This is a genomic window from Couchioplanes caeruleus (assembly GCF_003751945.1).
In the GTDB taxonomy this organism is placed as follows: domain Bacteria; phylum Actinomycetota; class Actinomycetes; order Mycobacteriales; family Micromonosporaceae; genus Actinoplanes; species Actinoplanes caeruleus.
In genome coordinates, this window is sequence record NZ_RJKL01000001.1 from 3,287,193 (window position 1) to 3,301,274 (window position 14,082).

At 71.1% G+C, this 14,082-nt stretch carries 14 protein-coding genes; 6 read left to right on the forward strand and 8 right to left on the reverse strand.

What is annotated here, in order from left to right:
* Window positions 1–13: 13 nt before the first annotated feature.
* The 4 genes from EDD30_RS14515 to galT all read left to right on the forward strand — a co-directional run bounded on the left by EDD30_RS14515 (window position 14) and on the right by galT (window position 3,821).
* Window positions 14–964, forward strand: a complete 951-nt coding sequence (locus EDD30_RS14515; RefSeq protein ID WP_071807231.1) for a sulfotransferase — start codon at window positions 14–16, stop codon at window positions 962–964.
* Complete coding sequence (locus EDD30_RS14520) at window positions 964–1,878, forward strand: glycosyltransferase family 2 protein (RefSeq protein ID WP_071807232.1); 915 nt, start codon at window positions 964–966, stop codon at window positions 1,876–1,878. Before EDD30_RS14515 ends, EDD30_RS14520 begins: the two co-directional genes overlap by 1 nt.
* Window positions 1,879–1,959: 81 nt before the next feature.
* Window positions 1,960–2,736, forward strand: coding sequence for a DeoR/GlpR family DNA-binding transcription regulator (locus EDD30_RS14525; protein ID WP_071807233.1), 777 nt, complete (start codon window positions 1,960–1,962; stop codon window positions 2,734–2,736).
* Window positions 2,733–3,821: a galactose-1-phosphate uridylyltransferase gene (gene galT / locus EDD30_RS14530; protein WP_071807234.1), complete on the forward strand. Its 1,089-nt coding sequence runs from the start codon at window positions 2,733–2,735 to the stop codon at window positions 3,819–3,821. Before EDD30_RS14525 ends, galT begins: the two co-directional genes overlap by 4 nt.
* Window positions 3,822–4,121: 300 nt before the next feature.
* On the opposite strand, the gene EDD30_RS14535 is transcribed toward galT, so the two are convergent.
* The gene (locus EDD30_RS14535; RefSeq protein WP_071807235.1) at window positions 4,122–5,339 is read right to left on the reverse strand and encodes an NADP-dependent isocitrate dehydrogenase; all 1,218 of its coding nucleotides are present in this window, start codon (window positions 5,337–5,339) and stop codon (window positions 4,122–4,124) included.
* Between the two features lie 111 nt (window positions 5,340–5,450).
* Between EDD30_RS14535 and EDD30_RS14540 the strand changes: the two genes are divergently transcribed.
* Window positions 5,451–5,702, forward strand: a complete 252-nt coding sequence (locus EDD30_RS14540) for a hypothetical protein (protein WP_071807236.1) — start codon at window positions 5,451–5,453, stop codon at window positions 5,700–5,702.
* A gap of 47 nt (window positions 5,703–5,749) precedes the next feature.
* Here the strand turns inward: EDD30_RS14540 and mdh are convergent, their stop codons facing one another.
* From mdh to purN, 4 genes are all read right to left on the reverse strand, one after another.
* Window positions 5,750–6,700, reverse strand: coding sequence for a malate dehydrogenase (gene mdh, locus EDD30_RS14545; RefSeq protein ID WP_071807237.1), 951 nt, complete (start codon window positions 6,698–6,700; stop codon window positions 5,750–5,752).
* A 103-nt stretch (window positions 6,701–6,803) separates the two neighbouring features.
* Window positions 6,804–7,400, reverse strand: a complete 597-nt coding sequence (locus EDD30_RS14550; RefSeq protein WP_071807238.1) for a pentapeptide repeat-containing protein — start codon at window positions 7,398–7,400, stop codon at window positions 6,804–6,806.
* Between the two features lies 1 nt (window position 7,401).
* Complete coding sequence (gene purH / locus EDD30_RS14555; RefSeq protein WP_071807239.1) at window positions 7,402–8,955, reverse strand: bifunctional phosphoribosylaminoimidazolecarboxamide formyltransferase/IMP cyclohydrolase; 1,554 nt, start codon at window positions 8,953–8,955, stop codon at window positions 7,402–7,404.
* Window positions 8,956–9,031: 76 nt separating this feature from the next.
* Complete coding sequence (purN, locus tag EDD30_RS14560; RefSeq protein ID WP_071807240.1) at window positions 9,032–9,649, reverse strand: phosphoribosylglycinamide formyltransferase; 618 nt, start codon at window positions 9,647–9,649, stop codon at window positions 9,032–9,034.
* Window positions 9,650–9,814: 165 nt separating this feature from the next.
* Here purN and EDD30_RS14565 point away from each other — a divergent pair, with 165 nt between their 5' ends.
* Window positions 9,815–10,087: a hypothetical protein gene (locus EDD30_RS14565; RefSeq protein ID WP_071807241.1), complete on the forward strand. Its 273-nt coding sequence runs from the start codon at window positions 9,815–9,817 to the stop codon at window positions 10,085–10,087.
* 124 nt (window positions 10,088–10,211) lie between these two features.
* Here the strand turns inward: EDD30_RS14565 and EDD30_RS14570 are convergent, their stop codons facing one another.
* The 3 genes from EDD30_RS14570 to sucC all read right to left on the reverse strand — a co-directional run bounded on the left by EDD30_RS14570 (window position 10,212) and on the right by sucC (window position 14,069).
* Window positions 10,212–11,792 carry a cell division protein PerM gene (locus tag EDD30_RS14570; RefSeq protein WP_123678288.1) on the reverse strand — a complete coding sequence of 527 codons (1,581 nt, stop codon included), beginning with the start codon at window positions 11,790–11,792 and terminating at the stop codon, window positions 10,212–10,214.
* A 212-nt stretch (window positions 11,793–12,004) separates the two neighbouring features.
* Window positions 12,005–12,886 carry a succinate--CoA ligase subunit alpha gene (sucD, locus tag EDD30_RS14575; RefSeq protein ID WP_071808090.1) on the reverse strand — a complete coding sequence of 294 codons (882 nt, stop codon included), beginning with the start codon at window positions 12,884–12,886 and terminating at the stop codon, window positions 12,005–12,007.
* Window positions 12,887–12,890: 4 nt separating this feature from the next.
* Entirely contained in the window at window positions 12,891–14,069 is a 1,179-nt protein-coding gene (gene sucC, locus EDD30_RS14580; protein WP_071808088.1) for an ADP-forming succinate--CoA ligase subunit beta, read from the reverse strand.
* Between the last annotated feature and the right edge of the window lie 13 nt (window positions 14,070–14,082).

The following is a 14,082-nucleotide window of genomic DNA, read 5'->3' on the forward strand; positions in this document are numbered from 1 at the left end:
AAGGCGGTCAGAAGTGGCACACGTCGTCTATCTGGGCGGATTAGGACGAAGCGGCACGACGCTCGTGGAGCGCCTCCTCGGCGAGCTGCCCTCGGTGTGCACGCTGGGCGAGATCGTCCACCTCTGGCAGCGCGACATTCGGGACAACGAGCGGTGCGGCTGCGGTGCCCGGTTTGCGGCCTGCACCTTCTGGAAGCGGGTCGGCGAGCGTGCGTACGGCGGATGGCACAATGTGGACGTCGACCGCGTGCACGCGCTGCGCGACACGGTCGAGCGCACCCGCTTCATCCCTCGCCTCGCCGCCACCCACCTGCCCCCGGCGCAGCTCGCCGACGTCCGCGAGTACGCAACCTTCTACTCCCGCGTGTACGCGGCCGCGGCCGAGGTCTCCGGCGCGTCGGTGGTCGTCGACTCGTCCAAGCACAGCGCACTGGCCCACGTGCTGCGCTGGGCGGACGACGTGGACCTGCGGGTCGTGCACGTGGTGCGGGACGCCCGCGGGGTCGCGTACTCCTGGACCAAGACCGTCACCCGGCCGGAGACCGACGGCGGCGACGAGATGACCCGCTACTCCCCCGGACGCTCCGCCCTGCTCTGGAACGCGCACAACGCGGCCTTCGGGCTGCTCGCCCGCCGCGGGGTGCCGGTCCGGCGGATCCGCTACGAACAGTTCCTCACCGATCCCCGGGCGGCGCTGCGCGACCTGGCCGCCTACGCCGGCGTTCCGGTCGCCGAGGCCGACCTCGGCTTCCTCGGCGACGGGTACGCGGACCTGGGGGTCAGCCACAGCGCCGCCGGCAACCCGATGCGTTTCACGGTCGGACGGCTGCCGCTGCGCCGCGACGACGCGTGGGTACGCGCCCTGCCCGGCAGCCAGCGACGGCTGGTCGGCGCCGTGTGCGCGCCGATGCTGCGCGCGTACGGCTACCCGCTCAACCCCGCAGAAGCCCCCCAGGAGGCGTGATGAACTGGCCGTCCGTCGGCGTCGTGATCCCCACCCGCAACCGCCCCGAGCTGGTTCGCAAGGCGATCGCGGCGGTCCGCGACCAGCACTACCCGGGCGAGATCAAGGTGGTGGTCGTCTACGACCAGACCGAGCCCGACTACCTGCTCGCCTCCACCGAGGGCACCCAGGTCCTGGTACTGACCAACTGGCGCACCTCCGGCCTGGCCGGCGCCCGCAACACCGGGATCCTGGCGCTCGACACCGAGCTGGTGGCGTTCTGCGACGACGACGACCGCTGGGCACCGGACAAGCTGCGCCGCCAGGTCGCCGCGCTCGTGGCAGAGCCGGATGCCGAGTTCGCCACGTGCGCGATCGAGGTGGAATACGAGGGCAAGTGCACGCCCCGGCTGGCCGGGCGCAGCCGGGTCACCATCGACGAGCTGGCCCGTTCCCGGATGGCCATGCTGCACTCGTCGTCGTTCCTGGTCCGGCGCGAGGCGCTCGGCACCGACGGCATCGGGCTGGTCGCCGAGGACGCCCCGGGCAGCCAGAACGAGGACTGGGACCTGCTGCTGCGCGCGTCCCGGCGCCGGCCGATCGTGCACCTCGACGAGCCGCTGGTCCGGGTGTTGTGGGGCCGGACCTCGCATTATGCGTACGAGTACGCGACGAAGATCTCCTCGCTGCGCTGGATGATGCAACGCCATCCGGAGATCAGCGGCTGCCGGCCCGGCGCGGCCCGCGTCTACGGGCAGCTCGCCTGCTGGTCGGCGGCGACCGGCAACCGCTCGCAGGCCTGGCAGTTCAGCAAGGAGGCGGTACGGGCGAACTGGAAGGAGCCGCGGACGGCGATCGCGCTGGCGGCCATGACCGGCGCCGTGAAGGTGGAGAACGTCCTCTCCGCGCTGCACAAACGCGGCCGAGGGATCTAACACACTCTTTCGCGCACACCCGATCGCCGGGTAGTGTTCGCACGTGTTCGAAATAGTGCGGTTCAAGCGGGCGGGCCGCTGATGCTCGCCCAGCAGCGCCAAGCGGCGATCCTCGACCGGGTCCGGGCGGCCGGCGGCGTCCGGGTCAGCGAGCTGGCCGCCGAATACGGCGTGTCCGACATGACCATCCGCCGCGACCTCGAGTCCCTCGCCGACCGGGGCCTTCTCGCGAAGGTACACGGTGGCGCGACCACGGTGAGCCCGGGTTCGACGCATGAGCCGGGGTTCGCGGCCAAGTCGGTGCGCCAGCGCACCGAGAAGGCCGCCATGGCGACGCGCGCGGCCGCCATGGTCTCGCCCGGCGACGCGATCGCACTCTCGGCCGGCACCACGACCGCCGGCCTCGCCCAGCGGCTCGTCGACGTGCCGGACCTGACCGTGGTCACCAACTCCATTCCGGTCGCGGACGTCTTCTACCGCGCCGGGCGACCCGACCAGACCGTCATCCTGACCGGCGGCACGCGCACGCCGTCGGACGCCCTGGTCGGGCCCGTGGCGGTCGCGGCCATCGGCAGCCTGCACCTCGACATGCTGTTCCTGGGCGTCCACGGCATGAGCGAGCGGACCGGCTACACGACGCCCAACCTCATGGAGGCGGACGTCAACCGGGCGCTGGTGGACGCGGCGGAACGGCTCGTGGTGCTGGCCGACCACACCAAGTGGGGCACCGTCGGCATCTCGTCGATCGTCCCCCTGCACCGCGCCGACGTGGTGATCACCGACGACGAGCTCGACGAGTCCGCCCGCGCGATCCTGTCCGAACAGGTGCGCGAGCTCGTCGTGGTGAGCGGGTCGTGATCGGCAGCCGGACGGTGATCAAGCTGTCGGACGGCCGGGAGTTGATCTACTTCGACGAGGACCCGGTCGCGGACCGCACCGACCGGCAGGACACCCGCGATCTGCCGCCCCCGCCGCCGACCTCGCAGTTGCGCTACGACCCGCTCGTCGACGAGTGGGTGGCGGTGGCGGCCCACCGCCAGACCCGCACGTTCCTGCCACCGACCGACAAGTGTCCGCTGTGTCCGTCCACTGCGGACTTCGCCAGCGAGATCCCGGCGCCCGACTACGACGTGGTGGTGTTCGAGAACCAGTTCCCGTCGTTCAGCGACCGGGTCGTGGCGGACGAGACCACGGCACTGACCGACGAGGTCCCGGTCCGGCCGGGGGTGGGCCGCTGCGAGGTGGTCTGCTTCACCAGCGACCACCACAGCTCCTTCGGTGCGCTCTCTCCCGAACGCGTCCGCACGGTGCTCGACGCGCTGGCGGACCGTACCGCACAGATGTCGGCCCTGCCGGGCGTGGCGCAGGTCTTCCCGTTCGAGAACCGGGGCGTCGAGATCGGGGTGACCCTGAGCCACCCGCACGGCCAGATCTACGCGTACCCGATGGTCCCCCCGCGCACCACGGCCATGCTGACCGCGTCCCGCCGCCATGCCGACCGCACCGGAGGCCGCAACCTCTACGCCGACGTGCTGGCCGCGGAGCGCCGGGCCGGCACCAGAATCGTCGCCACCAACGAGCACTGGACCGCCTACGTGCCGGCGGCATCCCGCTGGCCCTACGAGGTGCAGCTCGCCCCGCACCGCCACGTCCCCGACATCCCGGCCCTGACCGCGCCGGAACGAGACGCCTTCGCCCCGCTGTACCTGGACGTCCTCCGCCGCTTCGACGCCCTGTTCGACACGCCTCTGCCCTATATCGCCGCCTGGCACCAGGCAGTGACCGGCGAGGGCCGGGATCTGGGTTATCTGCACCTGCAGCTCTTCAGCGTCCGACGGGCAGCGGACAAGCTGAAGTATCTGGCCGGCTCGGAGTCCGCCATGGGCGCCTTCGTCAACGACGTGGAGCCCGAACGCGCCGCGCAGATCCTGCGCGAGAAATAGGGGGCGGGGGGCCCGGGACAAGGCCCCCCGCAGGGAAGGGACGGCAGGCTTACGCGCCTACTGGCCACCACCTTCACGAGGAAACCGATCGGCGCCCGGGACAAGGCAAGCCGGACCGGCGGGCGACTCCTCGTGCGTGGCGACCGTCATCCGTTCTGTTAGGTGAAACGAGGGCCGCGTTCCCCTAGTTACGGATCCTAAACATCACATTCCGGTGACGGGCCCGGTTCGGCCGATTCGCTCCCGAATGCACGAAGGCCCTCCGGCCGTACGCCGGAAGGCCTCTGTGCGGGGCAGCGGTCAGGAAGACAGCTTGCGAGCCAGGTTCTCGTCCAGGGCGTTCATGAACTCGTCGGTGGTCAGCCAGGGGGCGTCGCGGCCGATGAGCAGCGCCAGGTCCTTGGTCATCTGGCCACCCTCGACGGTGGAGACGCACACCTTCTCGAGGGTCTCGGCGAACTCGGTGACCGCCGGGGTGCCGTCGAGCTTGCCGCGGTGCTTGAGGCCGCCGGTCCAGGCGAAGATCGAGGCGATCGGGTTGGTGGAGGTCTTCTCGCCCTTCTGCCACTGGCGGTAGTGCCGGGTGACCGTGCCGTGGGCGGCCTCGGCCTCGACGGTCTTGCCGTCCGGGGTCATCAGGACCGAGGTCATCAGGCCGAGCGAGCCGAAGCCCTGCGCCACCGTGTCCGACTGCACGTCGCCGTCGTAGTTCTTGCAGGCCCAGACGTAGCCGCCCTCCCACTTCATGGCGGCGGCGACCATGTCGTCGATCAGGCGGTGCTCGTAGGTGAGGCCGGCCTTCTTGAAGTCCTCGGCGAACTCGGTCTCGAAGATCTCCGCGAACAGGTCCTTGAAGCGCCCGTCGTACGCCTTCAGGATCGTGTTCTTGGTCGACAGGTAGACCGGGAAGTTGCGGGCCAGGCCGTAGCGGAACGAGGCGCGGGCGAAGTCGCGGATCGACTCGTCGTAGTTGTACATGCCCATGGCGACGCCGCCGGCCGGGAAGTCACTGACCAGGAATTCCATCGGCTGCGAGCCGTCGGCCGGGGTGAAGGTCATGGTCAGCTTGCCCGCACTGGGCGCCACGAAGTCGGTCGCCTTGTACTGGTCGCCGTGCGCGTGCCGGCCGATGACGATCGGCTTGGTCCAGCCGGGTACCAGCCGGGGGACGTTCGACATGATGATCGGCTCGCGGAACACGACGCCGCCGAGGATGTTGCGGATGGTGCCGTTCGGCGACCGCCACATCTTCTTCAGCCCGAACTCGTCGACGCGGGCCTCGTCCGGGGTGATCGTCGCGCACTTGACGCCGACGCCGTGCCGCTTGATGGCGTTGGCCGCGTCGATGGTCACCTGGTCGTCGGTCTCGTCGCGGTGCTGGATCGACAGGTCGTAGTACTCGAGGTCGACGTCGAGGTAGGGCAGGATCAACTGCTCACGGATCTGCTTCCAGATGATCCGGGTCATCTCGTCGCCGTCGAGCTCCACGACCGGGTTATTGACCTTGATTTTCGCCATCGGCCGGCGCTCCTCTCCCGGGACACATGTTTAGCAGTACGAGCGTACTGCCCTTCGGTTGGTGATCGTCGCCGGGTCCGGGCTGGCACGCGGGTTCTACGCTTGCCCTCGATGACCCACACCGAGCAGCGTGACGAACGGCACCCCCGGCCCCTGACCAGGGTGATCCTGGTCATGGCGGCGCTGGCGGCGCTGCTCGCCGTCACGATGAACAGCATGCTCCTCGTGGCGGCGGCCGTCGTCCCGGTCGCCGCCTGCGTGCTGCGCGAGCAGTCGCCGGAACGCGCCGCCACGTCGACGGTCACGATCCTGGCCGCCGGTCTCAGTCTCATCCTGATCGGCCTCGGCGTCGCCCACGCCTAAAACGTGAAGGCCGGACCGAAAACGGCCCGGCCTTCACGCGGAGATGCTCAGAGGTCGGCGACGTCCGCCTGCTTGGCGCGGACGGCCTCGGCGGCCTCCTTGAGACCGGCCAGCTCGGAGTCGGTCAGGTCGGTGGTCACGACGCGGCGCACGCCGGTCGCGCCGATCTCGGCCTCGACACCCAGGTAGACGCCGGAGATGCCGTACTCGCCGTCAACCCAGGCGCAGACCGGCATGACGGCGCCGGAGTCCTCGGCGACGGCCTTGGCCATGCGGGCCGCGGCGGCCGACGGAGCGTAGTACGCGGAGCCGGTCTTGAGCAGGGCCACGACCTCGGCACCGCCGTTGCGGGTGCGGGTGACCAGCTCCTCGACCTTCTCGGCGGGCAGCAGCTCGGCGAGCGGCTTGCCGTTGACCGAGGACTTCGAGGGCACCGGCACCATGGTGTCGCCGTGCGAGCCCAGCGTCAGCGTCTTCACGCTGGCGACCGGGACCTTGAGCTCCTCGGCGACGAAGTTGGTGAAGCGCGCCGAGTCGAGCATGCCCGCCTGGCCGAGGACCCGGTTCTTCGGGAACTGGGTGGCGATCTGGGCGAGCGCGGTCATCTCGTCGAGCGGGTTCGAGACGACGATCACGACGGCGTTCGGGGCGTACTTCGCGACGTTCTCGGCGACCTGGCGCACGATCTTGGCGTTGACGCCCAGCAGGTCCATGCGGCTCATGCCCGGCTTGCGCGGCAGGCCGGCGGTGATCACGACGACGTCGGAGCCCTCGATGGCCTCGTAGCCCTCGCCGTTCGGGCCGGTGGTGGCGCCGATGACCTTGGTCTCGAAGCCCTCGACCGGACGCGACTGATTGAGGTCGAGCGCGAGACCCTCGGGCTTGCCCTCGATGATGTCGGTGAGCACCACGGTCTCGAAGATGTCGTACTCGGCCAGACGCTGTGCGGTCGTGGACCCGTAGAACCCGGCGCCTACGACGGTGACCTTCTTGCCCATGCTCTACTCCCAGTCCGCGGGACGGCTTTTTCCGGACCGTATCAGTCGGTTGACGCCCCGATACCGGGTAGGGCCTCATCGGGCGAGGTAAGCCACTCCCGGCTCAACCGATGACCGCTCCGTACGCGCGGGCGAACAGCCCGGCTTGGGCGATGTCGATCTTCGCGCCGGTCAAGTCGACGCCGCGCAGGGCCACCCCGTCCAGGTCCGCCCCGCGCAGGTCGGCGCCCTTGAGGACCGCGTCCTTGAGCCGGGCGGCGGACAGGTCCGCGCCGCGCAGATCGGCCCGGCTCAGGTCGGCGCCCTCGAGATCCGCCTCGTGCAGGCGCAGGCCGGCCAGGCCGACGGCGGTCAGGTTCGCCCCGCGCAGCGACACGAAGGACCAGTCGCCGCCGTCGACGGTCAAGGGGCGCAGATCACAGTCGGAGAACTGCGTACCCGTGAGCTTGCAATCGGTCAACGTCGCACCGAAGAGGTTGCACCGCCGCAGCGTCGACTGCAGGATCGCGCAGGTGCTCAGCTCGGCCGCGTTGAAGCGGACGTTGCCGAACTCGCAGCGGTGGAACGTACAGCCGGTGAGCCGCGCCTCCGACCAGTCGATGTCGTGGAACGCGCAGTCCTCGTAGACCGCGCGTTCCACCTCGGCGAGCGCCCAGTCCTCCCCGGAGAAGATCTGGCCGCTGACGGGCGTCGCCTCCACGTCAGTGGTAGAAGTGCCGGGTGCCGGTCAGGTAGACGGTGATCCCCGCCTTCTCGGCCGCCTCGATGACCAGGTTGTCCCGGATCGAGCCGCCCGGCTGCACCACGGCCTTCACCCCGGCCGCGATCAGCACCTCGAGCCCGTCCGGGAAGGGGAAGAACGCGTCCGAGGCGGCCACGCTGCCGCTCGCCCGCTCCGCGCCGGCCCGGTTGACCGCGAGGTGCGCGGAGTCGACCCGGTTGACCTGGCCCATCCCGACACCGACGGTGGCGCCGTCGCGGGCGAGCAGGATCGCGTTGCTCTTCACCGACCGGACGGCGCGCCAGGCGAACGCGAGATCGCGCAGGTCCTCGGGCCCGGCCGCCGGGCCGGTCGCCAGGGTCCAGCCGGCCGGGTCGTCGCCGTCGGCGTCGATGCGGTCGGCGAGCTGCACCAGAACGCCGCCGCCGATCTGCTTGATCTCCGCGGGGGGCGGCTTCCAGGCCGGCGCGGCGAGCACGCGCAGGTTCTTCTTCTCGCGGAAGACCGCCAGCGCCTCCGGGTCGAACGACGGCGCGACGATGACCTCGGTGAAGATGCCGTCGAGCTGCTTGGCCAGCTCCGGCGTCACCTCTCGGTTGACCGCGATGACACCGCCGAACGCCGACACCGGGTCGCAGGCGTGCGCCTTGCGGTGCGCGTCGGCCACGTCCGTGCCGATCGCGATGCCGCACGGGTTGGCGTGCTTGATGATCGCGACGCAGGGCTCGGTGAAGTCGTTCGTGCTGCGCCAGGCCGCGTCGGCGTCGACGTAGTTGTTGTACGACATCTCCTTGCCGTGCAACTGCTCCGCCTGCGCGAGCCCGGCGGGCGCGTTCGGGTCGGTGTAGAGGGCCGCCTGCTGGTGCGGGTTCTCGCCGTAGCGCAGCGGGCTCTGCCGCTGCAACGCGAGCCCGGCGAACTCCGGCCACTCCGCAGGCGAGAGGGTGGTGGCGCACCAGTTCGCGACCGCGACGTCGTACTCCGCGATGTCGGCGAAGGCGCGAGCGGCGAGCATCTTGCGCTGCGTCAGCGTGAAACCGCCGTCGCGCAGGGCGTCCACGATCAGCGGGTACGCCGCCACGGCCGTCACCACCGCCACCGACGGGTGGTTCTTCGCCGCCGCCCGTACCATCGCCGGGCCGCCGATGTCGATCTGCTCGACGCACTCGTCCACGCTCGCGCCCGACGCCACCGTCTGGGTGAACGGGTACAGGTTGCTCACCAGCAGGTCGAAGGGCGCGATGTCGAGCTCGGCAAGCTGCCGCTCATGGTCCGGCAGGCGCAGGTCGGCGAGCAGGCCGGCGTGCACGCGCGGGTGCAGGGTCTTGACCCGTCCGTCCAGGCACTCGGGGAAGCCGGTCAGCTCCTCCACCCGGGTCACCGGCACGCCGGCGCCCTCGACCGTCGACGCGGTCGAGCCGGTGGAGACGATCTGCACCCCGGCGCCGTGCAGCGCCTGCGCGAGCTCGACGAGGCCGGTCTTGTCGTACACGCTCAGCAAAGCCCGCTTGATCGGGCGACGCCCCCCGCTCATGCCGGCACTCCGCTTCGCTCCATGCCGTCATGAGGCACGGACGGGCTGAGGCTGATGATGCCCTCGCTTCGCTCGGTCATGGGATGGTGACCTTCCTGTCCGTGATGGTCCAGCCTTCGCGGACCAGCCGGCCGACGTACTCGACGAGCTGCCGGCGCTCGGCTTCCTTGATCCGCTCGGTCAGCGTCGCCTCCGTGTCGTCGTCGAGCACGGGCACGCTGACCTGGGCGATGATGGGTCCGGTGTCGACACCGGCGTCGACGAAGAAGAGGGTCGCGCCGGCGATCTTCACGCCGTAGGCCAGCGCGTCGCGGGGTCCGTGGATGCCCGGGAACGCCGGGAGCAGCGCGTTGTGGGTGTTGACGTAGCGGTCGCCGAACGCGTCGAGGAACTGCTTGCCGACGAGCTTGAGGAAGCCCGCCGAGATCACCAGATCGGGTTCGTACGCCGCGACGTGCGCGGTGAGGGCGGCGTCCCAGTCGTCTCGGGTCGGATGGTCCTTCACGGAGTCCACGAACGTGGGAACTCCGGCGGCCGTGGCACGGTCGAGGCCGGCGATACCGTCCCGGTCGGCACCGACGGCGACGACCTGCGCGCCGTACGCGGGATCCGCGGAGGCGTCGAGAAGTGCCTGCAGGTTGCTGCCGGAGCCGGAGACGAGGACGACCAGGCGGGAGGGCGCGGGGTCTGTCACGCGAGCACCCTACCGTCGGACCCGTACGCCACCACAGACGGGTCGAAACGGGGACAGCAAAACCGCTGATCATCAGTTAGGCTGCGGGCCGCTCGCGTGGCAGCACCGGGCGCGACTGATCTGCACATCACCGCCTGAGGGCGGAGTTAACTGGAGGATTCGCCCATGACCCCGCCGCCCTACTACGGACAGCAGCCGCCGGCCGCTCCGGGCAACGACAAGACCACGCTCTGGGGTGTCCTGGGCATCGTCTTCGCCTTCTGCTGCACGCCGCTCGCCGTCGTCTTCTCGGTGCTGAGCCTGCTGGAGGCCAAGAAGTTCCGCAAGGAGCCCATCCTGGCATACGTGGGCTTCGGCCTCACGGCTCTGCTCCTGATCCTGCAGATCGTCCTCTACGCCACCACGGACCTGTACAACTTCTCCACGACCACCCGGTAGTCGTAGCGGCACGAACGGGCGCCCCGGCTTCGGCCCGGGCGCCCGTTTTCGTTTCCCGAGGCCGCTACTTGTTTCCCGGGGCGGCTACTTGCGGGCCGAAGCAGCTACTTGCGGGCCGGGGCGGCTACTTGTGGACCGGGGCGCGGAAAGCGCGTCCGGCCGCCGCGCCGATGCCGCTCGACACTGCGACGACCGTGGTCGCGATCAGGGCGACGTGCCACGGCACCGGGCCGATCTGCGCCATCCGGCCGTCGCCGAGCGGCCCCCCGGACAGCCAGGCCAGCACGCCCAGCACCAGGCCCGCCACCGGGCCGGCGAGCAGCGCCGAGCCCAGCACCAGCGACCACGCCGGCTCGGCCGGCAGCGCGTCGCCCGGGCGTACCGCGTGGCGGTTGTCCCGCAGGTGCCCGCCGACGACGTGGTGCACGCCCATCAGGCGCCGGGTCAGCAGCCAGCCGGCGGCCATCGCGGCCAGGACCGGCACCGCCAGCAGCGCCGCGCCGCTCGCGCCCATGGGTCCGTCCGGCAGGCCGGCCAGCAGTGGCAGGGTCGGCAGCGGGCCGACGCTCAGCTCGGTCAGGCGTACGGCCGAGTCGGTGCCCAGCAGGAAGCCGGGGCCGAGCAGATAGGCCGCGGCCCACACCGCGCCGTTGGCCCCGTACCCGAGACTCACCAGGGTGATGCCCGCCTGGCCCACGACGCCGGTGCGGTACGCACCGGTCATGTCGGCGGCCTGCCCGCCGCCGACCGCGACGGAGAGCCCCGCGAAGGCCGCGCCGGCGGCGAGGATCAGCAGCGCCGCCACCACGCCGGTGCGCAGGGCGTGCCGCACCGGCGGCGGCAGCCGGCGGGCGATCACGACCAGGGCGTCCGTGCCGCGCAGCGACCCGATGAGCGAACACACGAAGCCGGCGAGGAAGAGGTGGAACGCGGCGCGCCCCGGCGAGACGTCCGTGCCGCGGCCGTCGACGACGAGGGCGGCCAGCAAGCCGAGGGTTCCGTACGCGGCACCGATCGCGGCCGCCACCAGCATCGCTGCCCGCGGTGAGCCGCTGCGCCGGGCCCCGACGGCCCGGGTGACGTGCAGGCCCGCCCGGTTGAGCCGCCATCCGGCCAGCAGCGTGAGCAGCAGGGGGGCCAGGCCCAGCGGACCGATCGACGTGCCGATGGGCACGCCGTGGCCGAGCAGCCATCCCGCGAGCCCGGCGTGCGCGGCGCCGCTCACTCCGCCCTGGTCCTCGAGGGCCCGGGCCAGCCCGATGACGGCGGCGACCGGCACGTACGAGAGCAGCGCGGCCCACGCGGTGGCGAACGCGGCGGCCACCGGCAGCGGCGCACGGCCCCGGGAGTCGGCGGGGCGGCGTTGGTCGGGCACGGTGACGGTCGGATGGGTGCTCCGATCGACCGTGACGGTGGGGTGGTTGCGGGGATCGACCGTGACGGTGGCCCGGTCCTGCTCCCGGCCGGCACGAGGCGAGGCGGGGCCCGGGCGTGCCTCGGCGTGGTCCGGCGCGGCCGGGCGCACGCCCGCCGCCACCGTGTCCCGCACGATGTCGAAGTCGTCGTCCGGCTCGGGCTCGGCCCGCCCGGGTGGTGTCGGCACCGGGCGGCCCCGCGCGAAGGCAGCGTCGTCGGCCTCGGCGGCCTCGATCGGGTCCCCCGAGCCGGCGGGTCGACCGTCGGGACGGTCGGGTGTGGTCGGCATCGCCGCCTACTTTTGCACGCCGGACGGCCCGCGGCGACGCAGAACCGGCGACGCGCCGCAGCCGTCCGCCGCGGCGGACGCCCGGACCAGGCCGAATGCGGCAAGCCAGACGAACGTTCCCGGCCGGCTCCGAGCGCCGGGGAGATACACGGGCGCGCCGCGACACGGGCCGGGAAGGTCCGTGCGGCGGCGCGCCTGTGGCCGTACCAAAATCAGCTCATGACCTCGCGCATGAGCCGGGCGGTCTCGCTCGGGGTCTTCCCGACCTTGACGCCCGCGGCCTCGAGGGCCTCCTTCTTGGCGTCGGCCGTGCCCGCCGAGCCGGAGATGATCGCGCCCGCGTGGCCCATCGTCTTGCCGGGAGGCGCGGTGAAGCCCGCGATGTAGCCGACGACCGGCTTGGTGACGTTGGCCTTGATGAACTCGGCCGCCCGCTCCTCGGCGTCGCCACCGATCTCGCCGATCATCACGATCGCGTCGGTGTCGGGGTCCTCCTGGAACGCCTTGAGGGCGTCGATGTGGGTGGTACCGATGATCGGGTCACCGCCGATGCCCACACAGGTGGAGAAGCCGAAGTCCCGCAGCTCGTACATGAGCTGGTAGGTCAGCGTGCCGCTCTTCGAGACCAGGCCGATGCGGCCGGCCGGGGTGATGTCGGCCGGGATGATGCCCGCGTTCGACGCGCCCGGGGACGCGATGCCGGGGCAGTTCGGGCCGATGATACGGGTCTTCTCGCCCTGCGACACGTTGTACGCCCAGAACGCGGCCGAGTCCTGCACCGGCACGCCCTCGGTGATGACGACCGCGAGCGGGATCTCCGCGTCGATGGCCTCGAGCACGGCGGCCTTGGTGAACGCCGGCGGCACGAAGATGACCGACACGTCGGCGCCGGTCTCCTTCATGGCCTCCGCCACGCTCGCGAAGACCGGCAGCGCGGTGCCGTCGAAGTCCACGGTCGTGCCCGCCTTGCGCGGGTTCACGCCGCCGACCACGTTGGTGCCGGCGGCCAGCATGCGGCGGGTGTGCTTCGAACCCTCCGAGCCGGTCATGCCCTGGACGATGACCTTGGAGTCCTTGGTGAGCCAGATAGCCATGTCGTCACTTCCCCGCAGCCGCGAGCTCGGCGGCACGCTCGGCCGCACCGTCCATCGTGTCCACCCGCTGCACCAGCGGGTTGTTGGCCGAGTCCAGGATCGCCCGGCCGGCCTCGGCGTTGTTGCCGTCGAGGCGGACCACGAGCGGCTTGGTGACGGCCTCGCCGCGCTCGCCGAGCAGGGCGAGGGCCTGGATGATGCCGTTGGCGACCTCGTCACAGGCGGTGATGCCGCCGAAGACGTTCACGAAGACCGACTTGACCGCCGGGTCACCCAGCACGATCTCGAGGCCGTTCGCCATCACCTGCGCGCTGGCGCCACCGCCGATGTCGAGGAAGTTGGCCGGCTTGACCCCGCCGTGCTTCTCGCCCGCGTACGCGACCACGTCGAGCGTCGACATGACCAGGCCCGCGCCGTTGCCGATGATGCCGACCTCGCCGTCGAGCTTGACGTAGTTGAGGTTCTTGGCCTTGGCGGCCTGCTCCAGCGGGTCGACCGCGGACTGGTCCACCAGCGCCTCGTGGTCGGGGTGCCGGAACCCGGCGTTCTCGTCCAGCGTGATCTTCGCGTCCAGGCAGAGCACCCGGCCGTCGCCGACCTTGGCGAGCGGGTTGACCTCGACCAGGGTGGCGTCCTCGGCGACGAACGCCTGCCACAGCTTCACCGCGATGTCGACGACGTGCTCGGCGACCTCGGCCGGGAACTTCGCGGCGGCGACGATCTCGCGCGCCTTGGCCTCGTCCACACCCTTGGTCGCGTCGATCGCGATCTTGGCGACCCGCTCCGGGTCCTCCTCGGCGACCGTCTCGATCTCCATGCCGCCGGCGACGCTGGCGATGCAGAGGAAGGTGCGGTTGGCGCGGTCCAGCAGGTAGGAGAAGTAGTACTCCTCCTTGATGTCCGCGGTCTCCGCGAGCATCACCTTGTGCACGGTGTGGCCCTTGATGTCCATCCCGAGGATGTCGGTCGCGCGAGCCTCGGCCTCGTTCGCGTCCGTCGCCAGCTTGACGCCACCGGCCTTGCCCCGGCCACCGACCTTGACCTGGGCCTTCACGACGACCTTGCCACCGAGGCGCTCGGCGATCGCCCGCGCCTCCTGAGGGGTCTCGGCGACGCCGCCGCCCAGCACGGGCAGCCCGTGCCGTTCGAACAGGTCGCGCCCCTGATACTCGAACAGGTCCACGTGTCTCCTTTCG